The sequence below is a fragment of the Streptomyces durhamensis genome, from assembly GCF_000725475.1.
Taxonomy (GTDB): domain Bacteria; phylum Actinomycetota; class Actinomycetes; order Streptomycetales; family Streptomycetaceae; genus Streptomyces; species Streptomyces filipinensis.
This window is the reverse complement of record NZ_JNXR01000004.1, coordinates 21,228-38,753: the sequence shown is the minus strand read 5'-3', so window position 1 is coordinate 38,753 and position 17,526 is coordinate 21,228. Positions and strand designations below refer to the sequence as shown.

Sequence of the window (17,526 nt, the reverse complement as noted above, 5' to 3'; positions counted from 1 at the left end):
CGCACGGGTCCCGCTCGAATCCGGTCCACCCGGGCCGGTGTCGCAACCGGATCCAGACCCCGTCCCGCGAAGCCCCCTCAAACCCAGACCACCCGGGCCAATCCCGAAACCAGATCCAGACCCCGCCGAACGAGGCCCACTCGAACCCGGACCACCCCGGCCGCCCCGGCCCTCCCTCCGATGGGCGGGGCCGGATGGGCGCTCCTATGCTGGGAAAGTCCGGGCCCCGACGCCCCGCTCACCGCGCGTTCGGCTCTCACGTGCTTGGAGTCAGACCATGCCGCAATCCCGCCGTCTCCCGAGGGGGGCCGCGGTCGCCGTCGCGGTGGGGACGCTGGTGGCGCCGTCGGCCGCCGGACCCGTCTGGGCGTCACCGGTCTCCGTGCCGGCCGCCCTCGCCACCGGGCAGCCCGGCCCGACGCCGTCCGGACCGGCCGTCCGTGACCTCACCCCGCGCGTGGCACGCCAACTCGACGCCGCCGTACGGACGGTGCTGCGCAAGGCGATCGTGCCCGGTGCGGCCGTCGGGATCTGGACCCCGGGACAGCCGGACTACGTGCGCTCGTTCGGGGTCGCCGACAAGAGCACGGGCCAGAAGATGACAACGGACCTGTACATGCGCATCGGCAGCGAGACCAAGACGTTCACCGTGACCGCGCTGCTGCAGCTGGTGGACCAGAAGAAGGCCGGTCTGGACGACCCGATCGGCAAGTACGTCGACGGCGTACCCAACGGGGACAAGATCACGCTGCGTCAGCTCGCCGAGATGCGCAGCGGGCTGTTCAACTACTCCGAGGACCCGGGCTTCTTCAAGGCCTTCACCTCCGACCCGCGACGGCCCTTCACGCCCCAGCAGTTGCTGGCCTACTCCTTCAAGCACCCGGTGATGTTCCAGCCGGGACAGCGGTTCTTCTACTGCAACACCAACCTCATCCTGCTCGGTCTGGTGGTGGAGAAGCAGAGCGGGCAGCGCCTCGGGGACTACATCACGCGGCACATCCTCGACCCGGCCGGCATGAAGCACACGCTGTTCCCGACGGGCGACGAGTTCCCCGCCCCGCACGCGCACGGGTACACCCTGCAGACGGCGAACGGCAAGGAGGCCGACTCGGCCGACTGGAATCCGTCCTGGGGCTGGGCGGCCGGCGCGATGATCTCGACGCTCGGCGATCTGCACACCTGGGCGCGTACGGTCGCCACGGGCGAGTTCCCGGACGGGACGCGGATGGTCAGTACCGCCGCCCAGAAGCAGCGTCTGATCACGCCGCAGACCAGCTCGGTCAAGGGCGCCGGATACGGTCTCGGCATCTTCGACGTGTACGGATGGGTCGGCCACAACGGCTCGCTGCCCGGCTATGAGTCGCTGACCATCTACCTGCCGTCGTCGCGGACGACGCTCGTGGCGCTCCTCAACAGCGACACCGACTACCGCTCCCAGGAGCCGAGCACGGTGCTCGGCGAGGCGATCACGAAGATCATCTCCCCGGCGAACGTCTACAACCTGCCAGTCTCGCGCACCGGTTGAGGCGCAGGAACGGCTGGTTTCCTCCCCCGGTGAGCGCGTACGGTGTGCTCGCCGGCGATGACGTCGTCTACTGAGGGCGCCCGCCTCGCAAGTGAGCCCCCTCGCCCAGGAGATCACACGTGACCGTCACCGACCGCACCGCCCTCGACCCCTTCGGCTCGGACATCGTCGCGCAGAGCGCCCGGCTGCGCGCGCTCGGTCCCGTCGTTCCCGTCGAACTGCCCGGCGGCATCCCCGCCTGGGCCCCCACCGGCTACGACTCCCTCAAGGAGCTGATCCTCGACCCCCGGGTCAGCAAGGACGCGCGCCTGCACTGGCGGCTGTGGCCGGAGCTGCCACGGCATCCGTCCTGGAGCTGGATGGCGACCTGGGTGGGGGTGGTCAACATGCTCTCCACCTACGGCGCCGACCACGCCCGGCTGCGCAAGCTGGTCGCGCCGAGCTTCACCCACCGGCGCACCGAGGCGATGCGGCCGCGCGTGGCGGCCCTGACCACGGAACTGCTGGAGGCGCTGGCGGCCGAGGGGGCCGACGGCCGCGTGGTCGACCTGCGGGCCGGGCTGGCGCATCCGCTGCCGATGCGGATCATCTGCGAACTGCTGGGCGTGCCCGAGGAGTTGCGGCCCGACGCGGCGCGGCTGATCGCCGACATCATGGACACCTCCGACCCGAGCCCCGAGGTCGCCGCGTCCGTGCAGGAGCGGATCGGCTCGGTGTTCGGCGCGTTGATCGAGCACCGGCGGACGCATCCGGGCGACGACGTCACCACGGAGCTGATCCGGGTCCGGGACGAGGACGGCGACCGGCTCTCGGACGCGGAGTTGCTGCACACGCTGCTGCTGGTGGTCGGGGCCGGGTTCGAGACCACCGTGAATCTCATCGGCAACGCGGTGGTCGCGCTGCTGAGCGGTCCGGCGCAGCTTGCGGCGGTGCGCTGCGGGGCGGTGACCTGGGGCGCGGTGGTCGACGAGACACTGCGGGTGCATCCGTCGATCGCGGCGCTGCCGCTGCGGTTCGCGGTCGAGGATCTGAAGGTGGGGGGCGTGACGATCCCGGCCGGTGACGCGATCATCACGACGTACGCGGCCGCGGGCCTGGACTCGGCGCACTACGGTGCGGACGCGGCCGTCTTCGACGCGGCCCGGGACGCCGAGGACCATCTGGCGTTCGGGATCGGTGTGCACCGCTGCATCGGCGCTCCGCTGGCCCGGCTGGAGGCGCTCACGGCGCTGCCCGCGTTGTTCGCCCGCTTCCCGGACGTGCGGCTCGCGGTGGACGCCGGCGAACTGCGGCACGTGCCGTCCTTCATCGCGCACGGCTGGCAGGAGATCCCGGTCCTCCTGGAAGCCTGAGCCGGGGCGCGGGGCCGCGACCGGTCCCCCGTGCCGGTCGTGCCCCGCGGTCTGCCGAACCTACGGCTCGCCGCCGGTCGCGGGACAGTGCACCGGTGCCCGGCGCGGCCCGCGCGGCACTCACCGGTGCACGGGCGAGTCCGGTTGGTCCTGGTTCGCCGCGCCGAGGGTGGGAACGGGCAGCTCGCCGGTGACGAGCTGGGCGAGGACCACCTCGTACAGGTCGGTGCCGCCGGCCGTCAGCCGGCGTTCCAGGACGGGTTCGGCCGCCCGGACGTGTTCGCGTACGGTCTGGGCGTGTACGCCGAGCGCCTGGGCGGCGCGTTCGGCGTGCGCGTCGGCGCCGGTCCAGGCACGCAGGGTGCCGCGCAGGTCGCGGCCGTCCGCGTCGAGGCGGCCGAGGAGCCCTTCGGCCCAGGAGCGCAGCGCACCGGTGCCGAGCAGTGCGGCGAGCCCGGTCCCGGCCGGCGGGCCGGATGCGCCGCCGCGGGGGTCGTAGGGGCCGTGGGCGGCCTCGGTGTCGAGGGCGGCGTGGGCGACGGCGCGGACGGCCAGCCGGGAGAGGTCGGCGCCGAGCAGCGCGGCCACCCGGTCCATCCGGGCGCGGACCGTGTTGCGGCCGACACCCAGTACCTTGGCCGCGTTCACGGCGGTGAACTCCAGGCCCAGCCGGGTGGTGGCGAGCAGCTCGGCGCGCACATGGTGCGCCAGCGCGTCGAGCGGGCGCAGCACGACGGTGGCCCAGGCCCGCAGGGCGGCGGGGTCCATGAGCTGGGCGGGGCGGGTGCGGGCGGCGTACACGGCGGCGCGGTCGGGGTGGAAGCGGGCCACGGCGAGGGCGGTGACGGCCTGCCCGTAGGCGGTGGCGGTCAGCGCGAGGCGCTGGCGCGGGCTGCCGCCGAGGTAGGTGCCGGGCCGGTCGGCGACGAGGGACCGCAGCCGCTGCCCCACCTCGCCGGACGGGCCGACGACGATGACGTGTTCGTCCACCGCGGGACAGCGCACGACGAGCGCCCGCCCGGCTGTGGCGTCCACGCACGCGTCGGCGAGCCGGTCGCGGGTGGTGGCGGCGCTTTCGAGGACGTACACGTGCGCGGTGTCCTCCTCCAGCAGGCCCGGCCACAGTCCGGCGGCGACCCGGCGGGCGGAGACGGTGTCCTCCACCATGAGCAGTTGCAGGATCGCCAGCCGCAGATCGGCGGTGGCCCGCCGCAGCCGTCGCCCGGATTCCGCCGACTCCTGTTCCCGGAGCAGCAGTTCCAGCACGCCCGCGGTGTGGCCGAGGATCTCGGCGGTGCGCCGGTCGAAGGGCGCCGGGCGGGCCACGGCGAGGACGGCCCGGGCCGCCGGGCCGGGCCCCGGCTGCCGCAGGCCGACCAGGCGCAGATGCCGTTCGCCGTCCTGCAGGGCCGCGGCGGAGACCCGGCCGGAGGCGACGTCGGCGACGACGACGTCGTCGAGCGGCAGGCGCTCACCGGCGAGCAGGCCGCCGCGGGCGTCCTGGAGGCACACCGCCGCGCCGGCGGTCCGGGCGAGCCAGGCGACGAGCCGGCGGGGATCGCGTCCGGCCGGCCGCAGATGGTCCAACAGCTCCCGGGACCAGGCGCTGTCACCGCCGTACGGCTGCGGGAGCGCCGGCCCGTCGTCCGGTCGTCCGGCCACGTGCCCCTCTCCTCATCTCCGTGTTCACCTGGGCTTGCGCGCCGCACGGTACCGCAGAGGCCGCGCTCGCGCGCGGGGCATGGCTCCGCCGGCGGCCCGGGGGGATGGGCCGCCGGCGGAGACGTCGCGTCCCGGGCCGGGGGGAGGGCCGGGACGGCTCACCGGTCGCATGCCCCGGAAGCTGGGAAGTACGCGTGTCAATTTCCGGGCGGCCGGCCGGAAGGCAGCCCGCCTCCGTCTCGCCGGCGGGCGCCCGGCCGGTTCGGCCGCCCCGCCGCGCGGCGCGGGTATCGCCCGCGCGGTGCATGGGTGCGTGGGGATGTGGGTGTGGCGTGCGGGGACGGCATAAGCTCGACGGGTGGCGAAGTACTTCGACGTGCACCCCGAGAATCCGCAGCCGCGCAGCATCGGCCAGATCGCCGACGCGGTGCGCTCGGAAGCTCTCATCGCATACCCGACCGACTCCTGTTACGCGCTGGGCTGCCGACTGGGCAGCCGGGACGGCATGGACCGGATCCGCTCCATCCGTCATCTGGACGACCGGCACCACTTCACCCTGATGTGCCGGGACTTCGCGCAGCTCGGCCAGTTCGTCCGGGTGGACAACGACGTGTTCCGGGCGGTGAAGGCGTCCACGCCCGGCAGCTACACCTTCATCCTCCCGGCCACTCGTGAGGTGCCGCGCAAGCTGCTGCACCCGAAGAAGAAGACCGTGGGCGTGCGTATCCCCGACCACGTGGTCACCCAGGCACTGCTGGCGGAGCTGGGCGAGCCGCTGCTGTCCAGCACCCTCCTGCTGCCGGACGAGGAGGAGCCGCTGACGCAGGGCTGGGAGATCAAGGACCGGCTCGACCACGTGGTGGACGCGGTGGTCGACTCCGGCGAGTGCGGCACCGAGCCGACGACGGTCGTGGACTTCTCCGGCGGCGAGGCGGAGATCGTGCGGCGCGGCGCGGGGGACACCAGCCGGTTCGAATGAGCACGCCGGACACCGGGTGCGGCGTTGTCGATCTTGCATGACAGCATGGGGCGCAGCCGTGGCGTCGAAGCCGGTCCCCCGTCCGACGCCGATTCCCCGAGGGAGGGCCTGCCCACCATGACCGATGTCCAGGGAAGCGATCTCGACATCACGACCGAGGACGGCGTCGCCGACGCCTACCTCGTTCATCCCGCCGACGGGCGCCCCCGTCCGGGTGTGCTGTTCTACCAGGACGCCTACGGGTTGCGTCCGCACCTGAAGGCGATGGCCGACCGGCTGGCAGCGGCCGGCTACACGGTCCTCGTGCCGAACGTGTTCTACCGTCTGGGCCGGGCCCCGGTCTTCGACCTGCCCGAGTTCATCGACCCGAGCACCGACCCGACCATCTGGGAGCGGCTCGGCCCGGCCGTGTTCTCGATGACCCCGGACATGGCCGGGCGGGACTCCGCCGCCTTTCTGCGCTGGATGGCCGACAGCCCGCTGATCGCGGACGGCCCGGTCGGCATCACCGGCTACTGCATGGGTGCGCGGCTCTCCCTTTGGACGGCGGCGGCGCATCCGGACCGGGTGGCGGCCGCGGCCGGGTTCCATGGCGGTGCGCTCGCCACCGACGATCCGACCAGCCCGCACCTGGGCGCCCCGCGGGTCACCGCGGAGCTGTACTTCGGCCATGCGGACAACGACCACTCGCTGCCGCCGGAGCAGATCGAGCGTTTCGAGAAGGCTCTGACCGAGGCCGGGGTCCGGCACACCTGCGAGGTCTACCCGGGCGCCCAGCACGGATACACCCAGGCGGACACCCCCGCGTACGACCGCGAGGCGGACGAGCGGCACTGGGCGGCCCTGCTCGGCCTGCTGGAGCGCACCTTCTGAGCCGGGTCCGGCGCCCGCACGAGTCGAACTCCCCGCGGGCGCCGGAGCTGCCCGTGCCGCCTCATCCCGTTCATCTCATTGACATGCACGCGTCTCGGCGCGAGTCTGAGAGCGCTCTCAACCCGGTACGGACCAATGCCGTACGACCCCGACCCCACACGGAGGCAAGAGAGTGCCGCATCAACTCACCCGTCCCGCGCTGCCCTTGGCCGCCGCCGCTGCCCTGGTCGGCGGTGTGCTCGCCGTGGGCGCCCCGGACCGCGCCGGTGCAGCCGTACCGGACACCCTCCCCCTGAAGATCACCAACAACTCGGGCCGTTCCCAACCGGTCTACCTATACGACCTCGGCACCCAGCTGTCCTCCGGGCGGCAGGGCTGGGCCGACGCGAACGGCGGCTTCCACGCCTGGCCGGCGGGCGGCAACCCCCCGACGCCCGCTCCGGACGCGGCGATCGACGGCCCGGCCCCAGGGCAGTCGAAGACGATCCGGATACCGAAGTTCTCCGGCCGCATCTACTTCTCCTACGGCCAGAAGCTCGACTTCCGGCTGACCACGGGCGGTCTGGTGCAGCCGGCCGTGCAGAACCCCTCCGACCCCAACCGGAACATCCTGTTCAACTGGTCCGAGTACACCCTCAACGACTCAGGGCTGTGGCTGAACAGCACCCAGGTGGACATGTTCTCGGCGCCGTACGCGGTCGGGGTGCAGCGCTCCGACGGCAGCGTGGGCAGCACCGGGCATCTGAAGTCCGGTGGCTACACGGGCTTCTTCAACGCCCTGCGGAGCCAGTCGGGCGGCTGGGCCGGGCTGGTCCAGACCCGCTCGGACGGCACGGTGCTGCGCGCGCTGTCGCCGTTGTACGGCGTGGAGACGGGCGCCCTGCCGGCGAACGTGATGGACGACTACGTCAACCGGGTCTGGCAGAAGTACACGACGTCCACGCTGACGGTCACGCCGTTCGCCGACCAGCCCGACACCAAGTACTACGGGCGGGTCTCGGGCAACGTCATGAACTTCACCAACGGCTCCGGCGCGGTCGTCACCAGCTTCCAGAAGCCCGACGCCGATAGCGTCTTCGGCTGTCACAAGCTGCTCGACGCGCCCAACGACAACGTCCGCGGACCCATCTCCCGCACCCTGTGCGCCGGTTTCAACCGCTCGACGCTGCTGATCAACACCAGCCAGCCGGACGGCACGACGACCGGCTTCTACCAGGACCGGGTGACGAACCAGTACGCGCGGGCCGTTCACGCCCAGATGGCCGACGGCAAGGCCTACGCCTTCGCCTTCGACGACGTCGGCAACCAGGAGTCGCTGGTCCACGACGGCAGTCCGCAGCAGGCGTATCTGACGCTGGATCCGATGGGCTGACATGCCGCGGCCCCGCACCGCTCGGGTGCGGGGCCGCGGAGCGGGGTGGCTCAGCTGGTCGTCAGGGCGGTGTCGTCCACGACGAAGCTGGTCTGCAGCGAGACGTCCTCCACGCCGTTGAACTTCAGCGTGACGGTCTGACCCGCCAGCGAGGACAGGTCGAAGGACTTCTGGCTGTAGCCGGAGGCCTTGTTGAGGTTCGAGTACGTCGCCAGGGTCTTCGAACCGGCGGTGACCGTCAGCTTGTCGTACTGCGTGCTGGTGGTGGTCTCCGCGGTGTCGATGTGCAGGTAGAAGGTCAGGGTCGCCTTGCAGCCGGCGGGGATCGCCACCGACTGGGACAGCGTGTCGGTGTGCGAGGTCCCGTAGCCGTCCAGCCAGGCCTTGTACGAGCCGCCGTGGGCCGCCTCACCGCTGTCGGTGGTGATGACGCCGCTGGTGGCGGTCCAGCCGGAGCTGCCGGACTCGAAGCCGGGGTTGCTCAGCAGCTGCGTCGAGGGGCAACCGCCGCCGCCACCGGGGTTGACGGTCCAGGTGAAGTTCGCGGTGCCGGTCGCACCGGTGGAGTCGGTCACCGTGACGGTGGTGTTGGACGTCCCCGCCGTGGTCGGTGTGCCGGTGATCAGACCGGTGGAGCCGTTGATGGACAGGCCGGCCGGCAGCCCGGAGGCGCTGTACGTCAGCGCGCCGCTGTTGGTGCTGCTCGCCTGGACCTGGAGGCTGACGGCGGTGCCGACGGTGGAGGTCTGGTTGCCCGGGTTGGTGACCGTCACCCCGTTGCCGGGCGGGGTGACATGGCTGCCGACGTTGATGCCGGCGAAGGCGTTGGCCACTCCCGCGTACTGGGCCGAGTTGGCGCCGTACAGCGCGGTCGCCGCGTTCAGGGCGGCGGTGCGGGCGGCCGCGTAGTTGGTGCTCGACGTCATGTACGACGTCAGCGCCTTGTACCAGATCTGCAGCGCGGCGGCGCGGCCGATGCCGGCGACGGCGACACCGTCGGAGGTCGGGCTGTTGTAGGTCACGCCGTTGATGACCTTGGTACCGCTGCCCTCGGACAGCAGGTAGAACATGTGGTTCGCCGGACCCGACGAGTAGTGGACGTCCAGGCCGCCGACGCCCGAGTACCAGCTGTCGGCGGAGCCGGTTGCCGGACCCGTCGCCGTAGGTCATGCAGAAGCAGCCGTCGTCCCAGAACGCGTTCACGTACGAGTTGCCGTAGTGCACGCGGGAGTAGGCGCCGACACCGTCGTTCTTGATGCCGCTGCGGCCGAAGGTGTTCTTGTAGAAGTCCCAGGTCTCCTGCGCGCCGTAGTGGGCGTCCGCACCCGCGGTGGCGGCGTTGGAGTTGGTGCCGTCGCCCCAGGTGTCGTTGCTCTGCGAGAACAACGTCCCGGTACCCGAGGTGCCGTGGTTCAGGTTGTACGTCTTGTGACCGCCGCGCGCCCCGTCGGTCAGCGTGTACGTCGACCCCGACTGGGTCGTGGTCAGGTTCACCTGGCCGCTGTACCGGGTGTTGCCGACGCCGGTCTCGATCGCCTGGTACCGGTACAGCTCCTTGCCGGTCATGGCGTCGGTGATGACGTGCAGCCGGCTGGGCGTGCCGTCGTCCTGGAAGCCGCCGATCACCGTCTCCCAGGCGAGCTTCGGGGTGCCGGTGCCGGCCCAGATCACCTTGCGGGCGCTGTCGGCGGCGGGCTTCTTCGCGGAGAGGGACTCGGCGGCCTTCAGGGCCTTGGACTCGGCGGCCGACTTGGTGAAGGCCGCGGTGGTGGAGGCGACCTTGATCCGGTGCTTGTTGTTGTAGGTGGTGCTCACGGTGCCCGCGGCCAGGGAGGCGGGCGGGGTGTGCACGACGAGGTCGCCGCCGAGGACGGGGAGCCCGGCGTAGGTCCGCTCGTACCGTGTGTGCAGGGTGCCGTCGTTGTCCTTGACGACGTCCTTGACGACCAGCTTCTCCTTGGCGCCGAGGCCGAGCGTGCGGGCGGTCGCGGCGGTCTTCTGCTGGGCGCTCTTGATCAGCGCCTGGTGCTGGGCCGGGCTGAGCTTGGTCTCCAGGGCGCCCGTGCGCAGCGGGCTGGGGTGGGGAGCGGCGGGCTTGGCGGCCGCCGGGGTGGCCTGGATGCCGATGGCGAGGAACGCCGCGGTGGAGACCAGGGCGGCTCCGACCGTGGCGCGCTGGTGACCTCTGGGGGAAAGGGGTCTGTGGGGTAGGCGTCTCACTCGTACTCCTCCTGCTGCGGCCGCCGGGACGCGACCGGTGACAGACGGGCAGACGGGTCTTCTGCCCGGGCGAGCTGAGCTGTGCGGAACCGTGATCCGTGAACGCACCGGGGATGTGCGGTGTGGGGGAAGGATTCCAGCCTTGACTCGAACATGTCAGTCACGTGCGGGCATTCAAGGGTTTTCCCTATACGGGCCGGTGCGCCGGGCAGGAGCCATGGACGAGATCACCGTGCCGCCGAAGTGATCACACGGTTGTCACACTCGGCTGCCAGAATCGGAGACGGAACTGACGTACGACCGCTGGAGGAGCCCGTGCCGTCCACCGCCCGCCCGCTGCGCAAGCTGGGTTTCCTCACCATCGGTCTGTTCGACCCGGCGGATCCGGCGCGGGGCCACGAGTCGACGCTGGAGATCATCGAGCTGGGCGAGCGGCTCGGCTTCGACAGCGCGTGGCTGAGGCACCGTCATCTGCAGTACGGCATCTCCTCCCCGGTCGCCGTCCTCGCCGCCGCCTCCCAGCGGACCCGCCGGATCGAGCTGGGCACCGCGGTGACGCCGCTCGGCTGGGAGAATCCGCTGCGGCTCGCCGAGGACCTGGCGACGGTCGACGTCCTGTCCGGCGGCCGGCTGAACCCGGGCGTCAGCGTGGGCCCGCCGATGCACTTCGAGCAGGTCAAGGGCGCCCTCTACCCGGACACGGCCGAGTCGGAGGAGTTCGGCTACGAGCGGGTGCGGCGGCTGCTGGACCTGGTGCGCGGCAAGCCCGCGAGCGACTTCAGCGGGGCCGAGGGATTCGACGCCACGCGGCGGCAGCCGCATATCGAATACACCAGCGATGTGGTCCAGCCGCACTCCCCCGGCCTGGGCAGGCGCATGTGGTACGGCGGTGGCAGTCCCGGCTCCGCACGCTGGGCGGGCGAGCACGGCATGAACTTCCTGACCAGCAGCGTGGTCAGGGCGGAACAGCCGGACGGCCCCTGGGACTTCGCCGAGATCCAGCTGTCCCTCGTCAGGGAGTTCCGCGCCCATCACCCCGACGGGGAGGCGGCCCGGGTCTCGCAGGGCCTGGTCGTGATCCCCACCGACTCCGCGAGCCCGGAGCAGCGCGCCAAGTACGAGGCGTACGCGGACGAGCGCCTGCCCCGCACGACCTCCCCGCAGGGTCCGGGCCGGCTGCTGTTCGCCCCGGACCTGGTCGGCGGCTCGGAGCAGATCGCCGAACGGCTGCGCGCGCACGCCGCGTTCCGGGAGGTGGACGAGGTGGCGTTCGCGCTGCCGTTCACCTTCGAGCACGAGGACTACGTGCAGATCCTGACGGACATGGCGACGAAGCTGGGCCCGGCGCTGGGGTGGCGGCCGGCCGGCTGATCCGGTCGGCGGCCTGCCGCGCTTCCTGGTATGAGTGGGGAGTGAAGTACGGGAAGGCGGGCAGCATGTGAGCCCGGATCAGGAGAACAGCACAGGGGGTGGTCGAGTGGCGGCAGGATTACCGGCTGCTGCGGGCGAGGGCGGCACATCCGGACAGCACGACACGCACAGGGGAAGCGGCTCCGGAGAGGACGGCGACCGTCGTCCGGACGCCGAACCGGACCTCCCGGACGCCGCGCCACCACCCGATGACCACGCCGTGGCACCCGCATCCGACGGGGGCGACACCGACGGCGACGTCCAGCCACCCGATCAGACGCCCGGTCCGACACCCGATGCCCCCGTGACCGCGCCCGACGACGAAACACCACCGGCGACGGCCCGCGCACGCATGGCGGGCTGGCTGCGCACGGTACCGGGACTGGCCGCCTCCACCGCCGTCACCACCCTGGCAGCCGCGGCGGCCACCGCCCTCTTCACGGGCGCGCTGCACCTGTGGCCGGCGTCTTCGCAGTCGAAGGTGTCCCTGTCGGTGGAGACCGACCCCATGCGCCTCGACGCCGAGGGCGACCTCATCCAGCTCGTTCCCGCCGCACGGTTCGACCACAGCGAACCGCAGGACGGCTGCGCGGGCTTCTGGAGCTGGGCCCGCGCCCGGGGCGGAGTGGACGAGGACCGGACGGCCATGCAGCTGACGGTGACCAACAGCGGCTCCAGCACCGTGCTGATCACCGGCATGCGGGCCCAGGTGACGTCGCGTGGACCCGTCTCCCACGTGGTCGAGACCGAGTGCCGCACCCAGGGCGAGGCGAAGGTGTACGCAGTGCACATCGACCTTGACCAGCCGCAGCCCCAAGGCCTGTACGACAAGGACGGCAAGAGCCTTCCGCCCGACTTCACCGTGGCCGCCGGAGACCTGGAGACCTTCCTCGTGACGGCCCGGATCGGCCACGGCGCGGCGCACTGGAAACTGGCCGTCGACCTCGTGGAGGACGGCCACAAACGCACGATCGTCGTCGACGACGACGGACGGCCGTTCACCACGGTGACCCGCCCCGCCCACCCGACCGTCTGGGAGCTGGATCCGCACGGCGGGGGCTGGAACAGGCCGGCCGGCGGGGACGGCTCGGCGGGACAGCCGAGCGGGGTGTCATGACGGCGCGGGCCCCTCGGCGCGCCGTGAGCGGACGGGCGCTCGCTCTTGTGCTGACCGCGGCGGTGGCCGTAGGGGTACTCCTCTGTCTGGTGGTGCTCCGGCTGGGCCGGGACGGCCCGGCGCACGGCTCCGGTTCCGCCGGGCCACCCCGACCGGTGAGCGCCCCGCGTCTGCGCCCGCTTCCCGGGACGGTGGCCGGGGAACAGGTCACCGCGGTGGCGGCCGGCACCGGCAGCGTGGTCTACGGGACGCAGAACGGCGACGTCTACGTCACGTCGGCGCACTCCGGGCCCCGGCGGCTCACGCACCTCGGCAGCCGCGTGGCGAAGCTCGCCCTCGACCCCGGCGGACGCTGGCTCGCGGCCGTCGGCGCCCACAGCGAACTCGCCGTCGTCGACACCGCCCATCCCTCCGCTCCCGCCGTCCGGCGCACGATCGTGACCGGCAGTCCCCTGGTCGCCGGGATCGTGCCCGACCAGCTCGCCATCGATCGCACCGGCCGCCTGGTCGCCGCGCAGACGGACGAGATCGGCGTCTACGACCTGCGCGGCAGCGGCCCACCGCACTGGCTCGAAGGCACCTACGACTGCTCCGGCGCCCGCGACCTGGCCTTCGACGGCCCCGAGCTGATCGCCTCGTTCGACTCCTGCGCGAACGTGTGGAACACCGCCACCCTGCGCCTGGAGCGCCAGGTGTACTTCCCCGGCACGGGCAACGCCCTGCTCGGCCACGGCCGCATCCTCTACGGCTCGTTCCAGCACGCGCTGCTGCTGGACTACCGCCACACCAGCCCGCTGCCCAGCGCCGAGGCCGCACCGGGGCAGCCGCATCCGACACTCAGCGATGTCATCGCCGACAAGACCGTGAGCACCCGGCGGAGCCCCATCCAGCCGGTGGCCGACGACGGCCGTGTCGCCGCGGTCCTGCAGAACGCACGGCTCTCCTTCTGGGAGCCTGCCACCGGCCGGATCCTGACCGCCGTTCCCCTGCCCTTCCCGGCCGTCTGCCCGTCGGCGGTGAAGCCCAGGCCTCCCGCGGGCTTCACCACGTCCTTCTCCCCGGACCACCGGACACTGCTGGTCTCCGGCTACTGCCCGCCCCGGAACATGGACGGGAGCACCGAGGAGGGGCGGCGCCATGCGACGTACCGGCGCTGGGAACTGGACTACCCGTCGCCGTGAGCTCCGCCCGGCTCACCAGCGACCGGCCTGCGTGCCCACGAGGGCCTGGGACCTCCTGCCGTCCACCCCCACAGGCACGTCCCCCGCGAGCATCACCCGGTGCATGATCCGGGGCGAGCCGACATGGGTGTGGTCGCTCGGGGCCAGGTGGATGGTGGCCCGGTTGTCCCAGAAGGCGACGCTGCCCGGCTCCCAGCGGAAGCGGACGGTGTACTCGGGCCGTACCGCCTGCTCCACCAGCATCTCCAGGATCGCCGTGCTCTCCGGACGGGAGAGGCCGATGATCTCCTCCACGTAGTAGCCGTTGACGAACAGCACCCGCTCGCCCGTCTCCGGGTGCACCCGCACCAGGGGGTGCTCGGAGACGACCTGGTGGTCCAGGAGATGGCGCGCGTAGGCGTCGTCTCCGGGCCGGGCCTGGTAGCCCACGCCCAGCCGGTGTTCGGCGCGCAGTCCGTCCACGAAGGCCCGCACCGGCGCCGACAGACCGGCGTAGGCGGCGGCCAGGTTGGCCCAGGTGGTGTCGCCGCCGTAGGGCGGGACGGTTTCGGCGCGCAGGATGGTCGCGGCCGGCGGGTCGATGCGGGTCCCGTAGTCGCAGTGCCAGCCGCGCAGCAGGGTGTGCCGACGGCGGTGCAGCCACTCGTCGCGCTCCATGCCGTAGCGTCCGGCCAGTTCCAGCCGGTCGGCCGTCGTCTCGATCTCCGGGAAGTCCGGCGGCGAGTGCGGACCGCGGCGCGGCAGCACGACCGGCTCACCGAAGCGGCGGGCGAAGGCGGCATGCCGGGCGTGGTCCAGTTCCTGCCCGCGGAAGAACACCACCTTCCAGCGGAGCACGGCCTGCCGGATCAGGGCCACCACGGCGTCTTCCAGCGGCTCGGCCAGATCGACACCGGTGATCTCGGCGCCGATGTGCCCGGCGACCGGCCTCACCTCCACGCCTGGAACCATCACCTCCGCTCCCTCGCCCCGCTCCCCCTGATCCGCGGTGGTCCTGTGCGTCGTCATGCGCGCTCCCGTGCTCGTCCGAACCCGCCTCCACGGAAGATCGTGACACCCCGGCCCTCACACGGCGAACTCCCGGACGACCGTGTTCCGGAACACCGCCGTACCGCCGGCCGCGAAGAGCGCCAGCCGGTCCTCCACCAGGTACGGGAACACCTCACTGGAGTGCACGTACCGGCCGTCGTCCACGAACATCTCGACACAGGTGCGGTCCACGAGGATGCGCAGCCTCACCCGGCCGGCACCCGGGTCGAACGGACTGCGGCTCTCCTGCCAGTCGCCGCTGGTGTCGGGGTTGACGGTGCCGCGCTGGTTGAGGAAGGCGTAGTCCCCCCAGACCCCGGCGTCGATGTGCCGCCCGCCGTGGGGTGAGCGGCGCAACTGGACACCCGCTCCGGTGAGTTGGGACCAGGTGATCTCGGTGGTCAGCTCGTAGGAGATTCCGGTGTGGTCGAGGACGCGGGAGCCGTCGACGGTCAAGTCGCCGAGGTGCACCGTGCGGGAGACGTAGGAGTCGAGCGCGCCGACCGGCGCGGAGGCGAGGTGGTAGCCGCCGGAGACGGACTTCTTGAGCGTGATCTCGCGGACGATCGAGTCGGTGCCGTTGAAGCCGTCCGCGTCGATCGTGGGGGGTGGTGTGCGCGTAGGCCCAGTTGTTGAGCCAGCCCAGGGCGTAGCGCACGGCGGGGTCCGGTGAGCCGTCCGTGCGCCGCTTCTCGAAGGTGACCGCCGCGTACCAGTCCCAGCCGTGATCGAGCCACTGCGGGTCCGGGGAGTCGGCGGTGAACGCGCTGCCGTCGAAGGAGCCGGTCCAGCAGGCGTACGTGTTCGGCTGCCCCGACCCCGTGCCGTCCGCGCTCGCGCCCAGCACCCACTTCCGGGTGCCGTCGTCGGCGGTGATGCGGAAGAGGTCGGGGCATTCGAGCACTCCGATGCCGTCCTTGACGAAACCGCCTGCGTCCGCCCAGGAGGGCATCACCTCCGCAGGAGTCAACCGTTGAGCCTGGCAGCTCCCGCCCCGGACCCCTCGGCCCCCCGCTTCCGGGTCCGTCCGCCCGCCGGCTGGATGAACGACCCCAACGGGCCGTTCCGCTGGCGCGACCGCCACCACCTCTTCTACCAGCACAACCCCGCCGCGCCGGTGCACACGAACGTCCACCGGGGGCACGTCTCCAGCCCTGACCTGGTCCACTGGGAACACGACCCCGTCGCCCTGACGCCGGCCCCGGGCGGCCCCGACGAGGCGGGCTGCTGGTCGGGCTGTGTGGTGGACGACGACGGCGTCCCCACGGCCGTGTACACGGGCGTCGACCACGCCCACGCCGGTCTCGGCACCGTCTGCCTGGCCCGCGCGGCCGATCCGGACGACGACCGGCTCGTGGAGTGGCGCCCGCTGCCCGATCCCGTGGTCGCGGCGCCGCCCGCCGGGCTGGACGTCGTGATGTTCCGCGACCCGTTCGTCTTCCGCCACGCCGGCCGGCGCTGGGCGCTGCTCGGCGCGGGCCACGCCGACGGCACCCCGTCGGTCCTGCTGTACGACTGCGAGGAGCTGACCCGGTGGCGGTTCGCCGGTGTCCTGCTGGACGGCCACGACCCGGTCGCCGCGGAGGCGTTGGGCGACAAGGCGGTCGGCTGGGAGTGCCCGCAGCTGTACCGGACGAGCGGCGGCGAGCAGGTGCTGGTGGTGTCCCCTGTGGGACGGCGCACCCTGCTCCACGGGATATCTGACGGGCCGTCTGGACACCGCGGCTCGGGACGGGTTGTGCTTCACGGCCCGGGCCGGCGGCCGGCTGGACCACGGCCGGGACTTCTACGCGCCCGCGGTCCGCCAGGATGCCGACCGGGCTCTGATGTGGGGCTGGTCCTGGGAGGCCCGGGACCCGTCGGCGGTGCTGACGGCGGGCTGGGCGGGCACCCTCCCCGTCCGGTTGATCACCGCTCACCCTGTCCGCGAGGCTGGGAGGACGACACAGTCGAGGGAAGGTCCCATCGTGAACGGTATTCCGGCGTACACGCTCAACGACGGCACGACGATCCCCGCCATCGGCCTCGGTACCTGGCCGCTGGACGACACGGCGGCCGAGCAGGCCGTACGCTCCGCGCTCGGTCTGGGCTACCGGCTGGTGGACACCGCGGCGAACTACCGCAACGAGACGGGTGTCGGGCGCGGCATAGCGGGCAGCGGTGTGCCCCGCCAGGAGGTGGTCGTCACCACCAAGCTGCCGGGCCGGCACCACGGTTACGAGGAGACCCTCGCGTCCTTCGAGGAGTCCCGTCGGCGGCTCGGCCTCGAGTACGTGGACCTCTTTCTGATCCACTGGCCGAATCCCCGGGTCGGCCGGTACGTCGACTCCTGGAAGGCGATGATCAGGCTGCGCGAGGACGGGCTGGTCCGCTCGATCGGCGTTTCCAACTTCACCCCGGAGCACATCACCCGGCTGGAGAAGGAGACCGGGGTACTGCCCTCGGTGAACCAGATCGAGCTGCATCCGCTGTTCCCGCAGGAGGAGCTGCGCGGCTTCCACGCGGACCAGGGCATCGTCACCGAGAGCTGGAGCCCGCTGGGCCGGGGCAGCGACCTGCTGGACGACCCCGCGGTGGCGCGGATCGCCGAGGCGCACGGGGTGACACCGGCGCAGGTGCTGCTGCGCTGGCACGTCCAGCTGGGCGCGCTGCCCGTCCCGAAGTCGGCCGATCCGGGCCGGCAGCGCGCCAACCTGGACGTCTTCGGCTTCGAGCTGGACTCCGGCCAGCTGGCGGCGATAGCGCACCGCGCGCCGCGCCGGCTGGGCGGGGACCCGGAGCGGCACGAGGAGTTCTGAGGCGACCG

At 72.2% G+C, this 17,526-nt stretch carries 11 protein-coding genes and 3 pseudogenes; 10 read left to right on the top strand and 4 right to left on the bottom strand.

Features of this window, described 5'->3' with window-relative positions; all coding sequences use genetic code 11:
• Window positions 1-277: 277 nt before the first annotated feature.
• Together IO33_RS0106195 and IO33_RS0106190 are read left to right on the top strand one after the other, a co-directional pair.
• A complete protein-coding gene (locus IO33_RS0106195; RefSeq protein ID WP_031161101.1) occupies window positions 278-1,525 on the top strand; it encodes a serine hydrolase domain-containing protein in 1,248 nt (415 codons plus the stop codon).
• A 119-nt stretch (window positions 1,526-1,644) separates the two neighbouring features.
• Window positions 1,645-2,877, top strand: a complete 1,233-nt coding sequence (locus tag IO33_RS0106190; RefSeq protein ID WP_031161099.1) for a cytochrome P450 family protein — start codon at window positions 1,645-1,647, stop codon at window positions 2,875-2,877.
• Window positions 2,878-2,997: 120 nt separating this feature from the next.
• Here the strand turns inward: IO33_RS0106190 and IO33_RS0106185 are convergent, their stop codons facing one another.
• Entirely contained in the window at window positions 2,998-4,539 is a 1,542-nt protein-coding gene (locus IO33_RS0106185; RefSeq protein ID WP_031161097.1) for a helix-turn-helix domain-containing protein, read from the bottom strand.
• 358 nt (window positions 4,540-4,897) lie between these two features.
• On the opposite strand from IO33_RS0106185, the gene IO33_RS0106180 reads away from it, so the two are divergent.
• From IO33_RS0106180 to IO33_RS0106170, 3 genes are all read left to right on the top strand, one after another.
• Entirely contained in the window at window positions 4,898-5,518 is a 621-nt protein-coding gene (locus tag IO33_RS0106180; RefSeq protein ID WP_031161094.1) for an L-threonylcarbamoyladenylate synthase, read from the top strand.
• A gap of 117 nt (window positions 5,519-5,635) precedes the next feature.
• Window positions 5,636-6,391 (top strand): dienelactone hydrolase family protein, encoded by a 756-nt coding sequence (locus IO33_RS0106175; RefSeq protein ID WP_031161091.1) that lies wholly within the window; start codon window positions 5,636-5,638, stop codon window positions 6,389-6,391.
• A 172-nt stretch (window positions 6,392-6,563) separates the two neighbouring features.
• Window positions 6,564-7,763, top strand: a complete 1,200-nt coding sequence (locus IO33_RS0106170) for a glycoside hydrolase family 64 protein (RefSeq protein ID WP_031161089.1) — start codon at window positions 6,564-6,566, stop codon at window positions 7,761-7,763.
• Window positions 7,764-7,813: 50 nt separating this feature from the next.
• Here the strand turns inward: IO33_RS0106170 and IO33_RS43885 are convergent.
• Window positions 7,814-9,917 (bottom strand): annotated as a pseudogene (locus IO33_RS43885) (M4 family metallopeptidase).
• Between the two features lie 381 nt (window positions 9,918-10,298).
• Between IO33_RS43885 and IO33_RS0106160 the strand changes: the two are divergent.
• The 3 genes from IO33_RS0106160 to IO33_RS0106140 all read left to right on the top strand — a co-directional run bounded on the left by IO33_RS0106160 (window position 10,299) and on the right by IO33_RS0106140 (window position 13,691).
• Window positions 10,299-11,354, top strand: a complete 1,056-nt coding sequence (locus IO33_RS0106160; RefSeq protein ID WP_031161088.1) for an LLM class flavin-dependent oxidoreductase — start codon at window positions 10,299-10,301, stop codon at window positions 11,352-11,354.
• Window positions 11,355-11,697: 343 nt separating this feature from the next.
• Entirely contained in the window at window positions 11,698-12,510 is an 813-nt protein-coding gene (locus IO33_RS45830) for a hypothetical protein (RefSeq protein ID WP_157857806.1), read from the top strand.
• Window positions 12,507-13,691 carry a WD40 repeat domain-containing protein gene (locus IO33_RS0106140; RefSeq protein WP_157857805.1) on the top strand — a complete coding sequence of 395 codons (1,185 nt, stop codon included), beginning with the start codon at window positions 12,507-12,509 and terminating at the stop codon, window positions 13,689-13,691. The genes IO33_RS45830 and IO33_RS0106140 overlap by 4 nt, the downstream gene beginning before the upstream one ends.
• Window positions 13,692-13,703: 12 nt before the next feature.
• Here IO33_RS0106140 and IO33_RS0106135 read toward each other — a convergent pair whose 3' ends face one another.
• Both IO33_RS0106135 and IO33_RS43880 read right to left on the bottom strand, forming a co-directional pair.
• Window positions 13,704-14,699: a TauD/TfdA dioxygenase family protein gene (locus IO33_RS0106135; protein WP_031161085.1), complete on the bottom strand. Its 996-nt coding sequence runs from the start codon at window positions 14,697-14,699 to the stop codon at window positions 13,704-13,706.
• 57 nt (window positions 14,700-14,756) lie between these two features.
• Window positions 14,757-15,663, bottom strand: a pseudogene (locus IO33_RS43880) (GH32 C-terminal domain-containing protein); the annotation flags it as partial.
• A 30-nt stretch (window positions 15,664-15,693) separates the two neighbouring features.
• Between IO33_RS43880 and IO33_RS49235 the strand changes: the two are divergent.
• Together IO33_RS49235 and IO33_RS0106125 are read left to right on the top strand one after the other, a co-directional pair.
• Window positions 15,694-16,642, top strand: a pseudogene (locus IO33_RS49235) (glycoside hydrolase family 32 protein); the annotation flags it as partial.
• Between the two features lie 45 nt (window positions 16,643-16,687).
• A complete protein-coding gene (locus IO33_RS0106125) occupies window positions 16,688-17,518 on the top strand; it encodes an aldo/keto reductase (protein WP_031161084.1) in 831 nt (276 codons plus the stop codon).
• Window positions 17,519-17,526: the final 8 nt, after the last annotated feature.

Excerpts from the sequence above, each read along its gene's own strand:
- IO33_RS0106195 (WP_031161101.1), top strand. The coding sequence starts at position 278 with ATGCCGCAATCCCGCCGTCTCCCGAGGGGGGCCGCGGTCGCCGTCGCG.
- IO33_RS0106175 (WP_031161091.1), top strand. The coding sequence starts at position 5,636 with ATGACCGATGTCCAGGGAAGCGATCTCGACATCACGACCGAGGACGGC.
- IO33_RS0106140 (WP_157857805.1), top strand. The coding sequence starts at position 12,507 with ATGACGGCGCGGGCCCCTCGGCGCGCCGTGAGCGGACGGGCGCTCGCT.
- IO33_RS0106135 (WP_031161085.1), bottom strand. The coding sequence starts at position 14,699 with ATGACGACGCACAGGACCACCGCGGATCAGGGGGAGCGGGGCGAGGGA.